Here is a 22,586-nt window from a genome sequence, read left to right on the forward strand (position 1 = left end):
ACTTACCCTTTATGATTCGTAATACACTTGTTTTTGCCCTCACCAACCGATGGGTAGTAATTGCTATCAGCCTGGTGCTGATGGGTGTCGGATACTGGTGCTTTACCATGCTCAAGATTGAAGCCTATCCGGATATTGCAGATACCAATGTGATTGTGATTGCTACCTATCCAGGCCGGGCAGCAGAAGAAGTAGAACAACAGGTGACTATTCCTATTGAACGCGCCCTTAATAATGTGCCTCGTGTGCTGGATCGCAGGTCTCGTACTATCTTTGGACTTTCTGTTGTGCAGCTTACATTTCAGGATGGCACAGATGACTATTTTGCACGCCAGCAAGTCAATGAACGACTGGCAACTGCCGAACTTCCGGATGGTGTGAATCCTGAACTGGCTCCACTTACCACTGCTGTTGGTGAGATTTATCGGTATGTAGTGGAAGCTCCGCCTACTTATACTCCTATGCAGTTACGGGATTTGCAGGATTGGATAATCCGCCCCTACTTACTCCAGGTGCCAGGTATTGCAGATATAACAACCTTTGGCGGACCCATGAAGCAATTTCATGTTCTAACATCTCCAGATAAGTTACATAAGTATAATCTCACACTGCCAGATGTGATAGATGCTATTGAGAAGAACAACCAGAATACAGGAGGCAATGTGATTGAAAGAGGAGGACAGGGATTTGCTATTCGTGGATTAGGGGCTATCAAGACAGAGAACGATATAGAAAATATTGTACTTACTGCTGTAAGTGGTGTCCCTGTATTCGTGCGGGATGTAGCTTCTGTTGAGGTTGCTCCACCACCACCTTCTGGTATTATGGGCTATGCAGTGCCTTCTGAGGGACTAGACGTGGGTAGCGCTACAGAAGGTATTATTTTGCTAAGAAGAGGAGAAAACCCCAGTGAAGTATTAGGAAAGCTGAAAAAGCAAATTGAGACGTTGGAGACGCAACAGCTACCTGAAGGAGTAAAACTACGTGTACTCTATGACCGAAGCTTTCTGATCAATCACTCATTAGAGACTGTAGGGCATACCCTGTTTGAGGGAGTGTCTATTGTGATTATTTTACTGATTTTGTTTCTGGGAAGCTGGAGGGCAGCTCTGGTAGTGACCATCACTATTCCATTCTCTTTGTTATTTGCCTTCATTCTGATGAAGATCAGTGGGATTCCTGCAAACCTGCTGTCACTGGGTGCTATTGACTTCGGGATTATTGTAGACGGAGCCTGCGTTATGGCGGAACATCTAATCCGTAAATACCGGACAGCAACTGATGCAGAGAAACGAGAGGGTATTATTCGCATTACCATGTCCGCCGCTCAGGAAGTAGGACGTGAGATATTTTTCTCTGTCACAATTATTATCCTGGCCTATATGCCTATTCTGTTAATGACTCGGGTAGAGGGAAAACTATTTTCACCAATGGCTTTGACACTAGCTTTTGCCGTGATTGGCTCTATGGTTTGTGCTATGACATTGATTCCGGTACTGATTTCATTTGCCTATAAGAAATCGTTGACTTCTACTACCAAACCATTAAAAGAACATAAAAATCTGGTACTGGACTTTTTGGATAAAATGTATCATAAGACACTAGTATCTTTCCTAAAGAAACCCCGTGCAATTGTATTAGGTGGATTTGGTGTAGTGATACTATTAATTCTGGTAGGAGGGAGCCTGGGAACAGAGTTCCTGCCAGAGTTGGACGAAGGATCTATATTCGTGCGTTCGTTTATGCCTGCTGGAGTAACTATCCAGGAAAACGCGAAACTTGCTCCCGAAATACGCAAAATTGTCTCTGAATATAAACCCGTGTCGTATGTCATAACCCAGACGGGACGCAATGATGATGGTACAGATCCTTTTCCAACTAACCGTACAGAGATACTGATTGGATTGAAGGACTATAGTTTATGGGCAGACAGTGTTTCCAAAAAAGAACTTCTTCAGGAAATGCAGACGCGTTTGCAGAACCGTTTTCCAGGAGCTTTTTTCTCATCCGGACAGCCCATTATTGATCAGGTAATGGAGATAGTAACCGGAAGTGCTGCGGATCTGGCAATCTCTATAGTGGGTGAAGATCTGGAACTAATGCGTCCTAAAGCGGATAGCATTGCGGCAATTGTACGTAGCACTGCTGGAGCCGCTTCTGTGAATATTGAACAGGAAGGTACTCAGGATCAGTTGGCAATTGCAATAAATAGAGAGAATGCTGCTCGGTTTGGGATCAATGTATCAGACATCGAACGTATGATTGAAGCAGCAATTGGAGGTAAGACTATTTCTACGTTGTATGATGGTACCAAGCGGTATGATGTTGTAATCCGATATCTGCCTGAAAACAGAGGAAGCATCAATGATATTCAAAAGATACAGGTTCCTTCTGCTACAGGTGCATTAATCCCAATGCAACAACTGGCCGATATCCGTTTTGTAGCTGGGCAAACTAATATTTATCGTCTCAATAGCAAACGTATGGTGACTGTTCGGACGAATATTCGGGGACGAGACCAGGGCGGATTTGTGGCAGAAGTAAGCCAGAAAATCAATCAGACTATACATGTTCCCAAAGGGTATGAGGTCATCTATGGCGGACAATACGAAAACTTGGGACGTGCAGGCAAACAGTTGATTGTCACTATTCCACTGACGATTATTGTAGTGTTTGTGTTTCTGTTTATGCTTTTCAAGCAATTTAGCCATACCTTGGTTACAATGGCTTGTATCACCTTTGCATTGGCAGGGGGCATTGTAGCGCTCTGGCTGCGTGATTATCACTTTAATGTATCTGCTGGGGTAGGGTTTGTATCTATCTTTGGTATTTCTGTAATGGCCGGAGTGTTACTGGTATCGGCAATTAACAGGGAAGTAGGGTATGGACATATAGATCTGGATGATCGAATCATTCATGCCTCTGTTCATCAGCTTCGGGCTATTTTATCCATTCTGGTGGTAGCAATTATTGGATTGGTACCAGCTGCGACATCTAAAGGAATCGGTTCAGATGTCCAGCGGCCATTGGCTACCGTAATCATTGGAGGATTAACATCTACTTTATTGTTTGCTCCTGTTCTGATTCCTCCACTATACTATTGGGTAGTACGTAAAAAAGTACAGCCTGAACCACCCTCAGATGCAGAAGAAGGATCAAAAGATCTAGAGACTGTGCCTGTATAGGTTATGAAGGGTGTGGAAATTTGTGAGATTATGTTTTATGCTGTATCATTGAGATATGATTCGCTGTCTATTAGATAATCATTGTACAGAAAAAAGCGACCTGGATGTAGTTGCTTTATCTGGTTTTCGCTGGATGGACATTACTCAGCCAGACCCTGAGGAAATCCAGGAGATTGCAAATGAGTTTGGATTACCTCATTATGCAATCAAAGACTGTCTGGAACCTGATCACCTTCCTAAATATGAAAATACAGGGGCCTATAAGTTTATCATTGTACGTTTTTATAGTCCACGCAATGGTGGGGCAAAAAATGGTGAGGCTGGCAAGCATGATATACATACGGTGCAGGAACTCTCCTCCAAAATAGGATTTTTTTATAACAACGGGTTTCTGCTCACGATTCATCGCCGTCAGATCCCCTTTATAGATGAGATTAAAGAGAAATATGTAGATACAGGCTATGTAACTTCTCCTGAAGAGGCTGTTGTGAAAGTAGTATGGAATGTGTTGCATACATATGAACAAGAAGCCGAAGCTTTGGTGAGTCAGGTAGATACACTGGAACGACGAGTGTTTTTAAAAGAACGCATTCCGGATCTGCAACAACGACTCTATGTATTGAAACGAAAAGCTAGTATCTGTCAGCGCATCCTATTTGTGACCCGTGATGTATTAGCTAAAATTACTACTACTCCCAGAGATACCGCCGCCCTGCAAGATGTCAGGGATTTGCATACCAAGCTGGAAGTAGCCTACGCCCAGTTACTGGATGATATCAGTAACTTGTTGAATGTATACATTTCTCTATCTGCCCAGCGTACCAATGACATTGTAAAAGTCCTCACAATTTTTTCGGTATTTTTTATGCCTCTTACCTTTATTGCAGGTATTTACGGGATGAATTTCGATTATATGCCAGAACTAAGGCACAAGTGGGGATATCCAATATCACTAGGCGCCATGGTAGCTATTTCGTTGGGCATTTATATCTGGTTTAAGCGAAAACGTTGGTTATGATAAACTTCGCTATTGTGCTAGATAATCTAGCTTCCAGCTCAGTATGTCAATAAAATCTGTTATGAATATAATGCTCTTAGAAGAAGTAACTGAGCTGTATACACAATATACCCAAACTATACTTGCAAAAGATAATGCTCAAATGCTAGCATTTATCTATCCAAAGTTATTTGATTATATTTCGAAAGATCTGCTTCTTAAAAGCTTGAATGCTAGTCAGAAAGATAAATCATTAGAGATATCGTTTGATAATTTTGAGATAATATCAATAGATAAACAATATGTCATAAATGAAGTTGTCTATGTCTTGTTTCAAACGACAAATACAACTGTATGGAAGTTTACTGAGCATGACATAGCTCGTAATCGAAAGCAACGGCACAAGCAAAAGAAAAATGCCGATTTTGAGAAATTTATCTATATAGGATTTAAGGAAAGATATGGAGAGTCTAATGTTTCTTACAATGAAGAAAATAGCTCCATATTTGCGAAAGTTGCCAATAAGTTATTAGCGATTAAAGAAGAGAATAAATGGTATTTACTGGAGATAAAAAGTCATTTGTTAGAACTATATCAAAAATTTCTACCTCAAGACCTTGTATCTGAATGTAAATCATACTTACCTCTTGAAATAGAAAGCGAGCCTTTGGAGACCAGCCAGCAAGACATTATTAAACAAGACGTTCTATCTGCGGATAATCTGGATAGGGTTTACCTGGCAGGTTGGGAGATAAGCTTTAATGATAAGCAACAATTTGAAAATTTTGTGATTACTCAGGCTACAGACAAAGAGACAATTTTGGCTATTTATTCTGGAACTGAACTTGTTTTTGAAGACAAGAAACTCATTCAGGCATATGAGTACACTGACGGAGAAAGAAAAGAACTAGCCTTACAGAAGCATGAATTAGGTTTACCTTTGCCTGCCTTTGAACCTCATCGAATAGTGCAATTGGTTGAAGCATCTGAGGGATTACACCAGCTTGGAGGAGAAGTACCTGCCAATTTTGTACTGCCAGAGGCCAATTGTATAGTTCCTTTCCAATATCTGGGATATATAAATAATGAAGATGTCAACTTTCAATGGTTGCCTTTCCAATTACATTTGACATGTCCTATTTATTTGAACATCCAAAATGTATTTCTTGATTACTCAGATCCTTTACATCCTGTATTACTAAATCAAGACGAGGTGGAAAGTGCGGATACATCATATGATGAGCTGGATCAAAACACAGAAATTGTCTTTCATGAGATGGCATTTGATTTTGTGGAAAGCTTTGATCCTTTTGGAGATGGATATGCTGGAATACCCAATTGGGTTCAATATCCTGAGTACCCGATTTGTCCAAAGTCTGGAAAGTTGATGAGGTTTTTATGCCAGCTTGATGGAGGCATAAAAACAAAACGAACTAATGTTACACCTGAAAAAGAATGGGATAGAAAATATTATGAAACTCTAAACTTCTGGGGAGATGGAACGTTATATGTATTTTTTGAGCCAACTTCGAGAGTTGCCTGTTATTTTATTCAGAATACATAATGGAATTTTTTGATAAGAGGCCCACTATGGCCTTTTACATTTTATGAAATATTTGCTTATCATTGGCTTATTGCTATCAGTAAGTTGCCAACAGCGGACCCAACACACTATGTATACTGAACAAGATATTCTTCATGAGCTGGATGAAACAGAGAATAAATTTTTTCTTGATCTGGAGCACGGGTATTTTCATACAGCAGGTAGTCGGACTACTCTTTTTGCGGATAAATCTCGTTGGGCAATTGTAATGGAAAAGACAGGATATGGCAATAGAAGCTTGAGTATGGAAATAGACATATGCTATTATTCCAACTGCCTAGCTATGGAAGAGGACACATTAGGTTTCAATAATACAGGTGTTGAATTGTTTTCCGAAATGGACTTCAAAAATATCTGCAAGGGTTTTGAATTAGTTGACCCTAGTACAAAATTTATAACTATAAGGGGAAAACAACTCCCTATCGAACAGGATAAGAATAAGTACAAAGCGAAAGGCATTGAGATTCGTGATTACGACAATCCTGATCACCAGATTGATTTCGTAGCATTAACCCGCTATCTGGATGAGCAACACCCAAAACTGTTTCGGGCTTCTGAATCAGAAATACGTAAATATTTACCCAATGCTCTGCCTAAACTGATGACAATTGATAAATGGCACCATAAAACCTACTGGGAAATATATGATTCTAATCCGTATGGTGAAGATACCCGCCCCAGCACTTATGAAACGTTTCAGATGATAGCAAAGATATTGGTTACGAAAGATACCACTTTATGGAAACCCACACTTCCACCCAATAATGACTGGCGAAACTGGCCAGAGGCAGGCAGTTTATAACCTACTGACTACTAATAGATATGGAACAGTCATTCCCTAGTATTCTCATTCTTGTTTTTCCTGTTTTCTTTGTGTCAATATTTGTGGGAGTTATCTTCCTTATTTCGCAGTTCGGATGGGCACGACTTGCTTCTAGTTATCGAAATGATTCCCCATTTGAGGGAAAGCACATTGGCATTATCACCGCCAGAATTAATAGAGTAAATTACAAAAATTGTCTTTCTCTCAAGTGCAATGAAGAAGGACTGTACATGCGACCTATATTGTTTTTCAGACTGTTTCATCCTCCTGTTCTTATTCCCTGGAAAGACATTGTAGATGTTAAAGAGAAAAAGATTCTGTTTTTTACTACTAAAAAGCTTACTGTCGGTGAGCCTTCTGTTTCATCCATTGAAATTTCCAGATTTACTTATAGCCAGTTAGAACCTTATTATCTAAATGCTTCTGCTAACCAGAAGTCCAGATATAACTGAGCTAATAATAGAGTAGTAAACTCCATAGATTTGTCATGTTTGATTATTCCTAAAACAGAATCTGGATCAGATTGAGAGTTGGACTTCTTTAGTGATCGTAGGTTTTTGGTAATGAATAGAAATAGTCAAGGATTTGCAAGAAGCTTATGAAGCTTGCAAATCCTTGGATATAAATTCTCTATTTCTCTGTTTTATTGATTTCTTAGTGTGTGTTTATCCTGTAATGCAAAACGAGCAATCTCATCCTTTCGCTTAAACCGGACACCTTTCTGCTTTTTGACAAAACTGATAAACTCATGCATTACCTGAGTCATAGCAGGAGTGCCTCCAATACGATCATGTAAACTCACTGACATCATACGGCGTTTGGTGGCTGACTCGGCATATAGCCAGGTGAACTCATCTTTAAGCTGGTCAGCAAAATGACGGCTGGAAAAATGGCGCCCTTCCATTAGCAGAATATCATTGCAACGGAGGGTATAGGGAACTGTCACAAAGTCTTTTTCATTGACAGTTGAAATAAATGGTTCGTCACTACTTACATCATCAATATGATACAGAAAGCCAAGTTCCTGCAATACATTTAGTGTATTGACACTTCTACGCAGCCAGTTACAATTGTAACCAACAGGTGTTTGTCCGGTGACCTCTTTGATCACATCCATACCTGCTGCAACAAAAGCTTTTTCTTCACTGGCTGACATTGTGACCTGTGGTGTCCAGGACATACCATGTGCTGCCCCTTCATGTCCACGGTCTACGATTTCTTTTGCTAAAGCTGGATGATTTAACACGGCCTGGCCAACCATATGAGAAGTAACTTTAATCTGGTGCTTATCCCATAGATCAAGCATTCTGGGAATGCCTTCTTTGTAGCCATAGGCAAACCATGTACGAGCAGGCAGATCAGGTACGCCAGCTGGAAGAGAATTGCCTGAAAATGGGCTATCCGCTCCAAAGTCAGGTTCTCCGCCTGCTTCAAACTGCATCGAAAGTGAAATCACTAGTCGGGTATTATCTGGCCAGAAAGACGCTGAGTCCGAAGATGGAGCAACTAGATCTAGATAAGACAATGGAGAGCCAGATAACATAGTAAGTGCTCCTGCCATAGAAGTTTTAGATAAAAAATGTCTGCGAGTTTCCATAAACCTTTATGTATCTCTATCTAATAGAAAAAAGTTTATCCAATGAATAACGATTGAATTGGAGATTCCAGATTAGAATGAAGAAAAAGATCACATAGATCATCTGAATTCCTACTGTATGCCAGTCCTGCTTGATACACAAACCTGAAATAAGACAGATCATCAACAGGAATCCCGTTGTGAGAGATAGACGTGTAAGCAGGCCTGTCAGTAACAAAAGTCCTAGCAGGGCTTCCAGATAGGGCAGAATAGAGGCAAATGGTGATACAAGTCCTGATGTAAGCAATGTGCCTTCAAAGTTTTTAATCATCCACTCTTTGAATCCGGATACACCATTGTAAATGCGTATAAAGCCATGTAAAAAGAAATTTACTCCTAAAGTAGCTCTTAGCAGTAAATAGGCAAGTTCGTGATTGTTGGTTTCCATAAAGTTTGTTTTGATTGTGATAGTACAAAGGTAGAGCCTGGCAGATTGAGGCTTCTGGTAAAAATCCATCATAAATTGGTATCTTTGTTCGCGATCTTTAGGTTGTATGAAGACTTACAAACAATACGAACTATTTAAGATTTCCCGGTTTGAAACAACAGAATGGAAACATCCTTTGCATAATCATACCTACTTTGAGATTATTTTTATTCAAAATGGCAATGGATGGCATACAATAAATGACAATCGCTTTCCATACAAAGAAGGAAATGTGTTTTTATTGACACCAGGTGACTATCATACATTTGAAATAGAAACAACTACCCGGTTTTGTTATTTGAAATTTACTGAGCTATATCTGAAAAGTAATGGATTTTTACCAGAGCAGGATGAGTGGTTTCGACAGCTTGAATTTATACTGCATACACATAATCTGCTTCCGGGTGATGTACTCAGAAACGAACAGGACAGAATACTAGTAACACAACTGCTGGAAGTGCTTTTACATGAGTCAGATACTAGGAAAATGTACTCAGAAAGCATTGTACAAAACTGTCTTAAAAGCATGCTGGATATCATAGCCCGAAATATTATAGTAAAGAAAGAAGCAGTAAAACAACCCGATCGTGATTTGCTGACCGAATTAACTACGTATGTAAGACGGTATATATATGAACCGGAGAAGCTTCGTATTCAACACCTAGCAGAACAGTTTAATCTTTCTTCCAACTACATTGGAATTTATTTTAAACGGAAAATGGGTGAATCTCTGCAACAGTACATTCTTCAATACAAACTGAAACTGATTGAAACCCGCTTGTTGTACAGTGACCGCACTATTTCAGAGATAGGCTATGAATTAGGATTTACTGATGAGAGTCATCTCAATAAAATTTTCCGAAAGTATAAAGGCATGAGTCCTAAAGCCTTTCGTTTACAAAAGAGATCGGTCTGAAATAATTTATACAAAGACGGCTGCGAAAAGTATTAAATAAGTTATACTAAAACCGGAAAAAGTAGTAATCTTGTTTATATAATCTGACACCTGTAGTAATTATGTCCTCACCTCAGACGAACCGTCGCACACACCTCAAGCAGCTAAGTGCAGTAATGGGTCTTTCTGCACTGCCTGACTTGCAACCCATCGAAGCTACCGCAAAGCCCAACTTTATATACAGCCTGAATATGAGTACTATTCGGGGACAAAACCTCGGATTTGTCAAAGAATTGGAAGTGGCTTCCAAGGCAGGCTTTCGTTCAGTCGAAATCTGGATGGACTCTCTGCAAACTTATCTTGATAAAGGTGGGTCATTGTCAGATGCCCGAAAACGCATCTCTGATCTGGGACTGACAATTGAAAACGCCATCGGATTTGCTCAGTGGATTGTCGATGATGAGACTACACGGCAAAAGGGTGTAGAGCAGCTTAAACGCGAAATGGATAGGCTTGCTCAACTGGGATGCCATCGTACTGCAGCACCACCAATGGGAGCAACACAAGTACCCGGCCTGGATCTGAAACGTGCAGCAGAACGTTACCGAACTATTGTGGAACTAGGCGTCAAGATGACTGTAATACCTCAATTAGAACTATGGGGCTTTTCACAGAACCTGAGTCGTTTAAGTGAAGTATCCTATGTTGCTGTTGAAAGCGGACACCCTTCTGCCCGTATGTTACTGGATGTGTATCATTTGTTCAAAGGAGGTTCCAGCCTAGATAGTTTGCCATTAATTGGCAAAACGGGCATTGAAGTTTTTCATGTCAATGATTATGCTGCCTCTGCCAATCCTTCTACCATTACCGATGGCGACCGTGTTTACACAGGCGATGGCGTAGCTCCGATTGGTCGTATTTTACAAGCTCTGGCCCCAACTGATCGTCCATTGGTTATCTCACTGGAAGTATTCAATAAGAATTACTATGCTCAGGATGCTTTGCTGGTTGCACAGAATGCGCTAGCCAAAATGAAACAGGTAACAAAAAGTTTGTAGTAAGTCTGTTAATGTCTCTGAAGATCCAGTAAAACTTTTGATAGATTTACAGCTAATCAAAAGTTTTACTGAGTTTGTTATATGTTTTCGGAGATATCCATGCCTACTCTTATTCCTCTTGGATTTGAGTCCTCTCTTACTCTAAAAGAGATGATTATCCTTCTTATAATTTTACTGTTAATCGGATGGGCTATATACAAGGGTTGTGTTTATGTAATCCGCAAATGGACAGGCCTAACCAACATTCGTAAAATTCGTTTTCGTGCACTTGTTGCTACCTTTATTCTTACTCCACTGTTGATTTTGCTAGTCATAGTGGGACTGGTTTTGTATACTATTTTGAAGGAGTTTAAGAGTGATAGTAGCCAACAATCACCAGGTAGTGATATCATTAGCATTAGCATACAAGGTATTTCGCCTGAAGGTATACTGCTACTCATCACAATTCTATTGGCAACAGGTTTCCTTGCCTACCAGATGAGTTATTACGTGATCCGTCGGGGGATGAAATTATCTAATGCGCAAAAGATTCGAATTGGAGCATTTGTTACCAGCTTGATACTTACCCCATTACTGATATTTCTGCTGGTAATGGGATTTATCTGGTATAGCATTTCAAATGAGTTAGAAGGACACAGCAACCTTAGTCAGCAATTGAATGAATCTATTTATGATATGACTCGTGATAGTATAGACCAGATGCATTTGCAGGGTAAAACCAAATCCGAAGTAGTTGATTTACTAGGCGAAACAGACACAACTGGCAACGAATTAATTTATGATCTATCTATGAATAAAGAACCTTTAGAGAATGATTTAAACTATACACCGGAAGCACTCTTCCTAGTAGTTACGATTAAGAATGGAAAAGTGATACGTTATCAGCTTGAAAGAGAGAATAAAGGAAATTGAGCATATTTCCTAAAATGAGATTTCTAAAATATTGTAAAAGAGATACTTGTTATAGCGAGAACTATATTGTTATGAGAGAATGTTATATATTTGTCAAATACCAGCCATAACTGGTTGTTTTAATCTTTCGAGCAGTAGGGTATTTGAATCATACAAAAACAACAAGTGTATAATCTCTTAAGTATAAAATAAACTCAGCATTGACTTTTCAGGATTTTAATTTCGATACAAGACTGGCAGAGGGGTTGACCGCAATGGGCTTTACTCAGCCAACTCCCATACAAGAACAAAGCATTCCTCTTATCTTAGAAAACAAGGATTTAATAGCTTGTGCCCAGACAGGTACAGGAAAAACAGCTGCCTATTTGCTGCCTATCCTTGATAAAATTGTGAGAGCCCCCGAAGATAAGCGGCATTTGAATACGCTCATTCTGGCGCCTACCCGTGAACTGGCAACTCAGATTGATCAGCAGGTAGAAGGATTAGGATATTTTACGGGTGTTAGCTCGATCTCTGTATATGGAGGTGGGGATGGTGCTGCCTGGAGCCAGCAGCAGAAGGCGTTATTGGAAGGCAGTGATGTTGTGATAGCCACTCCTGGCCGCCTGATTGCTTTATTACAGATGAAAGCGATTGACTTCTCCCGATTACAGCATTTGATTCTGGACGAAGCTGACCGGATGTTGGATATGGGATTTTATGATGATATTATCCGGATTATCAGTTATCTGCCCAGAAAACGTCAGACGTTGTTGTTTTCTGCTACTATGCCGCCCAAAATTCGGACACTGGCAAATACGATTCTGATAAAGCCTGAACAGATTAATATCTCTATCTCCAAACCAGCAGAAGGTATTCGTCAGGAAGCTTATCTGGCATTTGATCATCAGAAAGTAGAACTAATCCGACATATTTTTTCGGGTGATAGCTATGCCAGTGCTGTTATATTTGCTTCTACCAAAGAAGATGTACGAAACCTTGCAGGTGAACTGCGTAAGATTGGCCTTCAGGTGAAGGCGTTTCACTCTGATTTGTTGCAAAAAGAGCGTGATGAGATATTGCGGGAGTTTAAGAATAAAACGCTGCCCGTTTTGATTGGGACAGATATTCTGTCGCGAGGTATAGATGTAGAGGGTATTAGCTTAGTGGTAAACTTTAACGTGCCTCATGAACCAGAGGATTATATACACCGAATCGGTCGTACTGCCAGAGCTGCCACAACGGGAACAGCCATTACATTGATTAATGAGAAAGATCAGCATAAGTTTGCCTCTATTGAACGGTTGATTGGCCGGGAAATTGATAAAGTACCACTTCCTGCCGAATTAGGCGAGGGACCCGTATATCACCCTCCTATATCTGTAAAAAAGAAGTTTCACAAAAAACGGCCATATGGGAAATCAGGCAATAAATCAGGAAAGAAATCTGTACAAAACAATAAGCCGAACTAGTGAAGTTCGGCTTATTGTTTTTGGGTAAATCACAGAATTACTATTTGATAACTGTCACTTTGATATGGGAGGGATATTGCTGACTGTGATAAAGTCTATGGGTCGCTTTCTGAAAATCTGCTTCCTGAGCCTCCCAGATGTGTTCTACATACTTCTGAGGATTGCGGTCTACCAATGGGAACCAACTGCTTTGTATCTGAATCATGATCCGGTGCCCTTTGGGAAAAGTATGTGCTACATCTGGTAATTCATACATTACCTGCGACACCTGGCCAGACACAAATGCTTCTGGTTTTTCAAAGCTGTTTCGGAATCGTCCCCGCATCACCTCTGCCCGTACCAGTCGTTGATAGCCGGCCATCTGAATACCTTTGGGATTTGGAGCAGGATTAGGTGTATTGTCAGGCAGTACATCAATCAGTTTCACAACAAAGTCTGCATCAGTCCCTGTCGTAGATACAAACAAATCCGCTATTAGTTTGCCTGTGAGGGTAATGTCTTCAGTAAGCACCTCTGTCTGATAAACCAGCACATCCGGACGGCGTGACGCAAATCGCTGATCATCTGTCATATATTCATTATTGCGTCTGGAATAAGTGCCATCTACATAGGGTACAGGTTTCGATGGATCACTGATGTATTCCTCAAACGAGGTTTGTTCTGAGCTTTTTTCAAATGATAAATTGCCTCCAGGTAAGAAGTACAACTCTTTTACTGTTCCTTTTTTAGGAGGAAATGCCTCATACTGTTTCCATTGATTTGTACCAGTTTCAAAAACAGTTGCTTCGGGAAGAGTAAAGGTTCCTTTGTCTTTCAGAAAGAAATTGAAAAACGGTGTTTCAATCTGTTCGCGGTAATACTTAGCTGTATTTTGGCCAAAATCGTGTGTACCATATCGTGTCCAGTCTTCCCGTGACCAGGAACCATGGGTCCAAGGACCCATCACCAGGTAATTTTTATTGTTTGGAGACTGGCTTTCAATTGCTTCATAGGTGCGAAGTGCGCCGAACAAATCCTCTGCATCAAACCATCCACCTACTACCAGTGTGGCGGGGTTTATATTTTTAAGGTGAGTACGAATGTTACGGACTTTCCAGTATTCATTATAGGTGTCATTTTGCAGATACTCATTCCAGATTTTACCCTTTCCCTTAAAGTATTGCTGATTTATATTTTTGAGTGGCCCCAGATTGAGATAGAACTCATAAGCATCTTTAATTTCTACTTGAGATAGTTGTTCATACTCTTTAACAGTTCCTTTCCGAGGTGAATCAAAGTAGTTCATAAACGAAAAGTTATCCATCAGAAAAAAGGCTCCTTTGTGGTATGCATCATCACCAATAAATTCATCTGTCACAGGTGCCTGAGGTGAAACAGCCTTTATAGCTGGATGAGCATTCGGTAACGAAGCAGTTGCATAAAACCCTGGATAGGAAATTCCCCAAAGACCAACACGTGCATTATTGCCGGGAACGTTCTTTATCAGCCATTCAACCGTATCATAGGTGTCTGTACTTTCGTCCGTTTCTTTTTTTGACTTTTTAACTGCCTTATGAGGTGTCATTTCTTCAAAATTACCTTCACTCATATAGCGTCCGCGTACATCCTGGTATACAAAAATATATTTCTCTCTCATAAGGAGTGAGTTAGCTCCCAGACGACGAGGATATTTGTCTTCTCCATAAGGCCCTACCGAATAAGGAGTCCGCATCATCAGAAACGGATATTTCTGAGCTTTATCTTTGGGTACATAGATAGCTGTAAAGAGTTTGATTCCATCCCGCATGGTAATTTGCCTTTCCAGTTTGGTGTAGTTATCTCTGACAAAGGCAGAGTCTTCTTTGCTAGCTTGTCCAAATACAGGAATAATCAGAATAAATAAGAAAAATACAGTCAGTATGTTTTTGAGCATAGGTTTAGTGGTAAAATGGTTTTTAGTTTTGCGAAGATAGAATTTTGAAAAGATATGGGAATCTAATAAGTTAAGAAAAGAATTATACAGGAGATCATGATTTCAGGCAAACGCTACCATACAGGATTTATTTCTGTCTATGATTTCATCAATCATATCTACATTCTATGCCCTAAATGTAGTAATCGTGCAGAAGTTCTTTCTGATGCAAACGATAGAGTACATACCCGAATGACATGTATACATTGTGGTATGAACCAACAATGGATGACCGATGAGGAACCCAAAGCAATATTGGTTGGTAAACCGATAGATTGCTACTTCCGCTATCCGGTATGGTTACAATGTGTTGTAGGAGAAGAAATTTTGTTTGCCTATAACTATAAACATCTAACATTCCTAGAGCAGTTTATAACTGCCAGACTCAGAGAACGCAGTAAAGATCAGTATGGTTGGCACAACAACAGTCTGCAAAGTCGACTACCTGCCTGGATGTTGAGTGCTAAGAATCGAATTAGGTTACTAAAGGCAATTGATAAACTAAAGAAGAAGTAGTATTTAGCAAAGTCTGGATAGATGATATGCTGATTAGAATAAGTTGGTCAAAGAAGTGAGGGTAGAATACTCATAAAGTAAGCTACCCTGCTATTCATACACCCTTTACAAACAATTTATCTTTCAGGCTCCTACTGTTTGCTGGGCAGGCATACGAAGCAACATACTGGACTTTTTTACAAGCCAGTGAATAAATTGCATCTTTCTGACTACACCTGCTGTAAATACTTCTGGTACCAGATCCAGTAGACCCATAGTGCGGTTCATTTCGTTGATTTTAATCCCCAATAATTCATAACGTTGTAGCATATTTAACAACTCATTTCCTGAGTTCTCAATAGGTTCATTGATAGTTAGTGCAACGTGCTCAGCCGTATCCAGAACTGCTACCATATCCAGATAAGCGCCAAAAGTCTCAGCAAAATCCTCCCAAGGGTGCATAGTAGCATAAGCACTAATATAATCTGTTTGCCAGTTTGGCTTAGGACCATTCTGATAATAGCTATTCATCGCATCTGTATAAGACGGATTTTCATGATCTCCAAACACCTGTTTAAAGGAATCTTCACATTTGCCCAGTACCAGCAATTGCCAGTAATAATGGGCAATCTCATGTCGGAAGTGGCCGATAAGGGTTCTATGTGGTTCGCCAAAGTCGACCCGAAGTTTTTCCCGTTCTACAGGATCTGCTTCAGCAATGTTGATAGTGATCTTACCATCTGCATGACCTGTATATACTTTTTCCTCAATTGTTCCTGATCCTGAAGGGTCTGAAACAACTATATCTTCTTTAAAATCAAAGGAAAGAGGTAGTTCGAAACCTTCAGCTGCAGTACCATAAGGCAGCTTAAGAATATCCAGGTTATACAATAATCTTCGTTTGGCAACCTCTATCAGATACCAACGTTCTTTATTTTTAGGATTGCTGATATCTGGAATGACATCATTGAACTTGCAATAATCGCAAAATTCATGTGTGTGTTCACCTTCGTCATGAACACAACGATTACAAACCTGATGCACAGCATAGTTAGTACATTTACGTAATTGTGTGTTACAGTTCAGGCAGGTGTATGATGTACCATCTATTGGCTCCAGAGCTCTTATTCCCTGACATTCAGGACACCAGCCTACCTCTCTTAAACAAGAGACACATTGAGAATTTTCAAAGTGAAGAGTATTGTTACATTTACAAGTATAAGTGTTCATATTCGCTACAATGGATATATCGTATAACCCATTGTATATCAATAAAATTCTGTTCCCATATTTTTATCTTGTTCTGGTAGTAAGCAACTTTCTGAGGTTCATATACCCAAAGAATAAAAAGCCTGTACGAATTCTCATTCGAGCCAATGCCGTAATCGATTGGGAAATTATATCAGGGCGATGCATTGTTTGTAATAGGTCCATGTATTCCTTTACCAAGCCAAAGTTTTCTGTAAAGAAGCATTGACGTAACAGATAACGTACTCTGTGCGCCAGCGCTTCGTTTTCTGCTTCAGAAATATTTTGTTCATATGCTTTTCTACAAACAGCTAAGGTAGATTTTAGGTGTGGATTATGATTTTTTCGATACCATTTTTGAGAATCAGAGTGGGGGGATTGTCTATATGATGTCAGCAACTCATTCAGATACCAGTATTTATATTTTCGGGCAGACCGGATAAAAAAGTCAAAATCTTCATATACCAGCGTTTCATCATAACCTTGCAGGTCATTATATACCTGTCGACGACTCATGATAGTTGGCGCACAAACGCAGTACCTATGAAGCATATCCATATAAATATCTCCGAAAGGTACATTCTCTTGCAGAATACCTTCTGGATTACGTTTGTAGAATGTACCTATAACTTTAGAGTTTTCGTCTGTCAACCAGGCATCTGAGAAGACTACTCCGTAAGAAGAATCCAGTTGCTGAAAAGTATGTACTTGTTTTTCAATACGTTCAGGATGCAGTACATCATCTCCCGCTAGATCAACAATAAATTCACCTTCTGCTAGTACAAGGCCTTTGTTAAATGCCTTGGTCATACCTATATTCTGACTAAGCCGCAGAAAAGTGACAGAAGGGTAGGGTGATAGAAAATTTGCTATAACAGATGCGCTATTGTCTGTACTACCGTCGTCAATTACAATTAATTGAATCTGGGAGTATGTCTGATTCATAACCGATTGAAGAGCTTCTATAACAAATCGTTCCTGATTGTAACAAAGACATATAATGGTAACAAGCGGATCCGAATCTTTGAGAAAAGACATAATTTGTAATGTGGGGTGAGGCCATCGTAATGCAAAAGATTATTTCTTTCGCTGATCAGATAAACGAAGTTCTAACGAAAACCGTGTCTGATTCAAATTAAGATTTAGGGCAGAGCCATGAATTAGGTATGGTGTAAATACCAATGCTTCGCCTGGCTGTGGATTAGGGCGTATCATATCCAAGGGATAGTTAGCTTTCACAATACCGGGCACATGATAAGTAAGTCCGTTAATGGATGCTCCTTTATTGCCAGTACGTAAAATATCTTTTTCATTCCACAAATGGCTACCAGGTAGTACAGGCAGAGAAGAATGTTCATTACAACCTGCTATGGGTAGCCATAAGTTGATTACATTTTCCCATAAGTCCAGATATCCGTCCCGATGCAGAGGATTGATATCAAGCGATCTAGGCCGACTGATTCTGAGAATAATAATTTCATCTTTTAATAATGGATTGTTAAAATTCACAGGTTGTTGTAAAAAATCGCTGGCTTTCTGACAGAGTGCATTCCAGTCTATCTGAAAATCAGATCGGGTTAGCCAGCGTGTTTTTTGTATTACCTTTTGATGAAGTTCCTGTGTATCAATATACTGATGATAATCTTCAATTTTAAAAGTAACAGGGAGTTCAATTTCTAGTTCAGCAAAGATAGATTGTATGATTCGTTTGACTTCATGTTGTAATGTCTTTCCCAGGGATATATCCATAAAAGAAAGAATTTCATATCCTCTATCTTTCCATGTGGACTTTTCAATTAAATTTCCTTCCTCACGAAATAAGATGCTATCCTTCCCCCAGAAGAAATCTCCTTCAAGATCATAGCTATAAGGTGTTCCATCAATAGAAAAGGCAAACTTCATGATTATATCTTTTAGGTGAGAGGGTTAGAAGGCAAGGTCGTTATGCATAGGATGTAAGGCGCGTAAATGTTCTGCCCGAATATACAATAATGTGCCTGTGATAAGTAATAGAGTGACAACCCCTATTATCATAGAAAGGTGTTTGATTCTTGGTATCCAGTGTATGGCAACAAGTACAAACGAAATATGCAAATGCCAGATAAAAAACGAAAATACTCTATACTCAGGCATGATACGTGTTATCAGAGAAAATATAATAAATACTACTATGATAACAATAATAAAATATAGCCAGATACGTATAGATTGGTCTAATCTCTTTTGAAAAAGAGTGATAAGTATACTAATGCCAATTGGAATGGCTACCAGAAATGCATGTTTGAATAACAAAAAGATTCCCAATACATATTCTGTCCATTCTGCTATAAAAACCGGATATAATCGTTGAAACATATCTGGTGCCATAGGGTGTGCAGGGCCAGTATGAATCAGACTTTCAAGACCAGAAACACCTATGACAGGTAAATAACAGATGAGTGTTCCTGCACAAATCCAGATACCAGCTTGTACAAGGTTCATAAATAGTACTTTATCTTTATACGAAATCGCATAACCTACTCCAAAAACATACAAAGCAAATAGATGTAACACATAAGTAGGTACAGTATATAATCCGAGTATACAACTAAGAATAAATAAAGGAAAATAGACCTTTTTAGAGTTTACAAGCTCACCAGACAGCAGAATAAATGTACTTATCAAACTAAACGATACAATTAATAAATGACCTCGTCCCTGAAACAGATAACGACTGCTTTCGTAAAAACTAGCTATCCATATTACACTTATCAGGGCAGTTTCATGGTTCCATCGTCGGGAAAGTTCACAAAAAAGCCATAGTAGAGTGGCTGTACCTATTACTATATTGGGAATAGTCATATCCCAAAGAGATTGTCCCGGAAGGAGCCAGGAAAACGGTAGGCACAAAAGATTATAAAATATATGATTGTTTGTATCTGGATAGTATGTAAGTATCACCCAGAATCCTTGGTCTACAAATCCCCAAAAAGACCAGGATGCATCATGATTTTCAGGAGTTGTGAGAAAAAAAAAGAATTTGATACTATAGAGCCAAATACCAGAAAATGCTAATATCCATTTATATACTACGGGAATTGTGTTCCATATCGTTTTATATCGTTGAAATATATGAATCAATTCTTGTTTCCACTGGGAAATACGTTTTATAGTATTTGTTCTGCACATAACACACACACTCACAATCCATATAGGTAATAAAGACCAGATAATGATACGAAGTAAGGGCATTCGTTGGCTATGGAAGTATTTAGAAGAATACTCCTGCTTTTCGATAGAAGTATCAAAATAATGTGGCTTTAGCAGACTTATAAGTTCTTCATAACTTGAGTTTTCTACAATGTAGATTAAATATATAGGTACAAGAAAACTTAGAATGAAACAAAGTTTGTAGAAACAGGCTTTGTGTGGCATAAATATATTTGTACGGTTCGGCCCGGATCTTTGAGGATGTTGTAAAAATGAGATAACCATCATGTTCTTATAACTACAGCCTGAACAGATGGTTAGTAGGCCTCTGACTTATATCATACACTATTGAAATATCAGATTTTTAAAGCATACCTCGTTTAAAGAGTAGTGCAGTATAATAGTAGGAAGTTGTATAAGCTATTTATTAAAGGTTGAAAATGCGTCCATCGTTTGTGCTACAACTTTGGTTCTTTAAAACAATATTCTACAACTTCCTGTGTCAAAAAGTTTAGATATGAGTAATTAATTGGCTTTCTTCTGATAATGCTTAGGATCGAGAGATGCTTTTGTCCATTGACTCAGAAAATCAAATACCTTCTCTTTATCATATCCATCTCCTTTTTCCAGATAAGCAGAGTTCTGTGTGTGTATCCTGTCTCCTTTGTCATTCAGAATCACAAATACCGGAAACCCAAAACGTTGAGGATAGCTCAATTTCTCCAAAACAGGGAGATTCTGATTCTCTTTGCTGTAATTTACATGAACAATAACATAAGACGCCTTGAATAAAGAATCTAACTGTGTATCAGTAGTACTGAATTTATTGAATTTTAAACACCATGAACACCAGTTTCCTCCGATTTGTAAAAATACGTGTTTGCCTTCTGCTTGAGCTTTTTTTACCGCAGTCTGTATTTCTGTCTGCGCATTAGCTTCTGGATTATATAATTTTGGTTTTTCCTGAGCATATGTTTGTGTAGAGACTGCTAGTATTGCAAAAAAAGTAAGAAGAACAGATTTCATAGAGTTGTTGGTTTAGATTGTTAATAAGATTTGGGTAAATATAGAAAATAAATGGATTGTTCTGCTATGAGAGGTGATTTGTAGATTTATGAAGAAGGAGGTTATATTTCTGGCAGATATAGTTTTTTTCGTTTGGCAAGAATCCGGATGCTTACAACAAGTACAACACATACCAACAGATTTGTGCTGTCATTTATACCATTATGTTTCAGACTAATGAACACAATTCCTCCAAGCAGAGAAGCTGTAGCATAAAGTTCGCCTTTTCGTAATAAGGCTGGTATCTCATTACATAAAATATCTGCTAGTAGTCCACCAAAAGTAGAGCTGATTACTCCCATTATAATTGCATAAGTAGGTGTGATACCATTTTGCAGACTTATCTTAATTCCAGACGCTGTAAATAATCCCAGTCCAATAGCATCTGTGAAAAAGATGATCCGATTAAAATGCTTCAGATTTTCTTTGAATAGGAATACACTGATAAGAGCACTAATAACCAAACCTAGTGCAATGTTGTCATTCACCCAATTAACCGGCTTAACCCCTAAGAGAATATCTCGTAGGGTGCCTCCTCCATAGGCAGTTACAAATGCCAATACAGCTCCTCCAAAAATATCCATTAAGTGTGTACGAGCTTTCAAGGCTCCTGTAACTGCAAATATGAAAGTACCTGCATATGTAATAATTTGTAACCATTCCATTCCTCTGACAATTATACTAGAATAAGCTTGGGCTAATATAATAAAGAATGAAGTTACTCCTACTGAACAACTGGAGTGAAGAAGTAAGGGTTAGGAGGTGTAGTAGATGGTTTGACCAGAAAATCTGTAAAAGCATTGGTTTCCTTTATAAAAATTATTTCCTTTGCATACCTGAACGCCAGATAAGCAGAAAGTTGCTAAAAAACACCAGAGAAACCGTTTTTGTAAACCTCTTTTCATTCGTCTACAGTTACAGTCTTTTCCATTTATTTATTATTTGGTATACATCTGGTATAGTATTTTGTTTTATATTCTTAAAGACTTTTCTCATATATTCATAAAAGAATATCTGTTTTATTAAACCTAAATCAATTATTTCATGAAAGTAGAACCTAGAACAGTAGTGTCATTGACATATGAACTGCATGTAACCGATACAGATGGTAGTGAGCCTGAATTAGTAGAAAGAGTAGAAGCAGATCAGCCACTAGTGTTTCTCTACGGTATTGGCAATATGCTGGAGAAGTTTGAGAAAAATCTGGAAGGCTTAACACAGGGAGATACGTTCGATTTTTCACTTCAGCCTACTGAAGGATATGGAGAAGTGGATGAAGAAGCCGTTGTGCGTCTGCCTATTCATATTTTCGAGGTAGATGGTAAAGTAGATACTGAAATGGTAAAAGAAGGAAATACACTTCCTATGATGGATCAGGATGGCAATCAGATGCAGGGACGTGTACTGGAAGTTGCTGATGACTCTGTACTTATGGACTTCAATCATCCATTAGCTGGTTTGAATATGCATTTTACTGGAAAAGTAATCAATATTCGTGAGGCTACTCTGGAAGAACTAAGCCACCGCCATGTGCATGGCCCAGGCGGACATCATCATTAATCATTTTTCTTGATTGAACAAAATTCCTGTTTCAGTGTGAAGTACTTCTATTGAAGAACGTAATTTTTCTGAAACAGGAATTTTTGTTTTA

General features: G+C 38.9%; 20 protein-coding genes. 11 read left to right on the plus strand and 9 right to left on the minus strand.

Annotated features, from left to right (window positions below):
• The first annotated feature begins 11 nt into the window (after nucleotides 1-11).
• From QNI22_RS38640 to QNI22_RS38660, 5 genes are all read left to right on the plus strand, one after another.
• Nucleotides 12-3,185 (plus strand): efflux RND transporter permease subunit, encoded by a 3,174-nt coding sequence (locus QNI22_RS38640; protein WP_314519782.1) that lies wholly within the window; start codon nucleotides 12-14, stop codon nucleotides 3,183-3,185.
• A gap of 55 nt (nucleotides 3,186-3,240) precedes the next feature.
• Complete coding sequence (locus QNI22_RS38645; protein ID WP_314002402.1) at nucleotides 3,241-4,203, plus strand: magnesium transporter CorA family protein; 963 nt, start codon at nucleotides 3,241-3,243, stop codon at nucleotides 4,201-4,203.
• A 61-nt stretch (nucleotides 4,204-4,264) separates the two neighbouring features.
• A complete protein-coding gene (locus tag QNI22_RS38650; RefSeq protein WP_314519784.1) occupies nucleotides 4,265-5,746 on the plus strand; it encodes a hypothetical protein in 1,482 nt (493 codons plus the stop codon).
• A 109-nt stretch (nucleotides 5,747-5,855) separates the two neighbouring features.
• Complete coding sequence (locus tag QNI22_RS38655; protein ID WP_314519786.1) at nucleotides 5,856-6,587, plus strand: DUF7003 family protein; 732 nt, start codon at nucleotides 5,856-5,858, stop codon at nucleotides 6,585-6,587.
• Between the two features lie 20 nt (nucleotides 6,588-6,607).
• Nucleotides 6,608-7,060, plus strand: a complete 453-nt coding sequence (locus QNI22_RS38660; RefSeq protein WP_314519788.1) for a hypothetical protein — start codon at nucleotides 6,608-6,610, stop codon at nucleotides 7,058-7,060.
• 191 nt (nucleotides 7,061-7,251) lie between these two features.
• Here QNI22_RS38660 and QNI22_RS38665 read toward each other — a convergent pair whose 3' ends face one another.
• Together QNI22_RS38665 and QNI22_RS38670 are read right to left on the minus strand one after the other, a co-directional pair.
• Nucleotides 7,252-8,205, minus strand: a complete 954-nt coding sequence (locus QNI22_RS38665; protein WP_314519790.1) for a polysaccharide deacetylase family protein — start codon at nucleotides 8,203-8,205, stop codon at nucleotides 7,252-7,254.
• A 16-nt stretch (nucleotides 8,206-8,221) separates the two neighbouring features.
• Entirely contained in the window at nucleotides 8,222-8,704 is a 483-nt protein-coding gene (locus QNI22_RS38670; protein WP_314031448.1) for a DoxX family membrane protein, read from the minus strand.
• 34 nt (nucleotides 8,705-8,738) lie between these two features.
• Here QNI22_RS38670 and QNI22_RS38675 point away from each other — a divergent pair, with 34 nt between their 5' ends.
• The 4 genes from QNI22_RS38675 (at nucleotide 8,739) to QNI22_RS38690 (ending at nucleotide 12,987) form a co-directional block, all read left to right on the plus strand.
• A complete protein-coding gene (locus QNI22_RS38675; protein WP_314519793.1) occupies nucleotides 8,739-9,587 on the plus strand; it encodes a helix-turn-helix domain-containing protein in 849 nt (282 codons plus the stop codon).
• A gap of 101 nt (nucleotides 9,588-9,688) precedes the next feature.
• Nucleotides 9,689-10,624, plus strand: a complete 936-nt coding sequence (locus QNI22_RS38680) for a sugar phosphate isomerase/epimerase family protein (protein ID WP_314519795.1) — start codon at nucleotides 9,689-9,691, stop codon at nucleotides 10,622-10,624.
• Nucleotides 10,625-10,723: 99 nt separating this feature from the next.
• A complete protein-coding gene (locus QNI22_RS38685; RefSeq protein WP_314519798.1) occupies nucleotides 10,724-11,536 on the plus strand; it encodes a hypothetical protein in 813 nt (270 codons plus the stop codon).
• A gap of 200 nt (nucleotides 11,537-11,736) precedes the next feature.
• A complete protein-coding gene (locus QNI22_RS38690; protein WP_314519799.1) occupies nucleotides 11,737-12,987 on the plus strand; it encodes a DEAD/DEAH box helicase in 1,251 nt (416 codons plus the stop codon).
• Between the two features lie 40 nt (nucleotides 12,988-13,027).
• On the opposite strand, the gene QNI22_RS38695 is transcribed toward QNI22_RS38690, so the two are convergent.
• A complete protein-coding gene (locus QNI22_RS38695) occupies nucleotides 13,028-14,899 on the minus strand; it encodes a CocE/NonD family hydrolase (RefSeq protein ID WP_314519802.1) in 1,872 nt (623 codons plus the stop codon).
• A 96-nt stretch (nucleotides 14,900-14,995) separates the two neighbouring features.
• Here QNI22_RS38695 and QNI22_RS38700 point away from each other — a divergent pair, with 96 nt between their 5' ends.
• Complete coding sequence (locus QNI22_RS38700; RefSeq protein WP_314519804.1) at nucleotides 14,996-15,454, plus strand: hypothetical protein; 459 nt, start codon at nucleotides 14,996-14,998, stop codon at nucleotides 15,452-15,454.
• A 123-nt stretch (nucleotides 15,455-15,577) separates the two neighbouring features.
• Here QNI22_RS38700 and QNI22_RS38705 read toward each other — a convergent pair whose 3' ends face one another.
• The 6 genes from QNI22_RS38705 to QNI22_RS38730 form a co-directional block, all read right to left on the minus strand.
• Nucleotides 15,578-16,663, minus strand: coding sequence for a zinc-binding metallopeptidase family protein (locus tag QNI22_RS38705; protein WP_314519807.1), 1,086 nt, complete (start codon nucleotides 16,661-16,663; stop codon nucleotides 15,578-15,580).
• A gap of 63 nt (nucleotides 16,664-16,726) precedes the next feature.
• Nucleotides 16,727-17,719, minus strand: a complete 993-nt coding sequence (locus QNI22_RS38710) for a glycosyltransferase family 2 protein (RefSeq protein ID WP_314519809.1) — start codon at nucleotides 17,717-17,719, stop codon at nucleotides 16,727-16,729.
• Between the two features lie 39 nt (nucleotides 17,720-17,758).
• A complete protein-coding gene (locus QNI22_RS38715; RefSeq protein WP_314519810.1) occupies nucleotides 17,759-18,583 on the minus strand; it encodes a phytanoyl-CoA dioxygenase family protein in 825 nt (274 codons plus the stop codon).
• 24 nt (nucleotides 18,584-18,607) lie between these two features.
• Nucleotides 18,608-19,912: a hypothetical protein gene (locus QNI22_RS38720; protein WP_314519813.1), complete on the minus strand. Its 1,305-nt coding sequence runs from the start codon at nucleotides 19,910-19,912 to the stop codon at nucleotides 18,608-18,610.
• A 483-nt stretch (nucleotides 19,913-20,395) separates the two neighbouring features.
• Nucleotides 20,396-20,896, minus strand: a complete 501-nt coding sequence (locus QNI22_RS38725; RefSeq protein ID WP_314519815.1) for a thioredoxin family protein — start codon at nucleotides 20,894-20,896, stop codon at nucleotides 20,396-20,398.
• Between the two features lie 101 nt (nucleotides 20,897-20,997).
• Nucleotides 20,998-21,600: a trimeric intracellular cation channel family protein gene (locus tag QNI22_RS38730; protein WP_314519816.1), complete on the minus strand. Its 603-nt coding sequence runs from the start codon at nucleotides 21,598-21,600 to the stop codon at nucleotides 20,998-21,000.
• Between the two features lie 379 nt (nucleotides 21,601-21,979).
• On the opposite strand from QNI22_RS38730, the gene QNI22_RS38735 reads away from it, so the two are divergent.
• Nucleotides 21,980-22,495 (plus strand): FKBP-type peptidyl-prolyl cis-trans isomerase, encoded by a 516-nt coding sequence (locus QNI22_RS38735; RefSeq protein WP_314519818.1) that lies wholly within the window; start codon nucleotides 21,980-21,982, stop codon nucleotides 22,493-22,495.
• Nucleotides 22,496-22,586 lie beyond the last annotated feature (91 nt).

It is taken from the genome of Xanthocytophaga agilis (assembly GCF_030068605.1).
GTDB lineage: Bacteria > Bacteroidota > Bacteroidia > Cytophagales > 172606-1 > Xanthocytophaga > Xanthocytophaga agilis.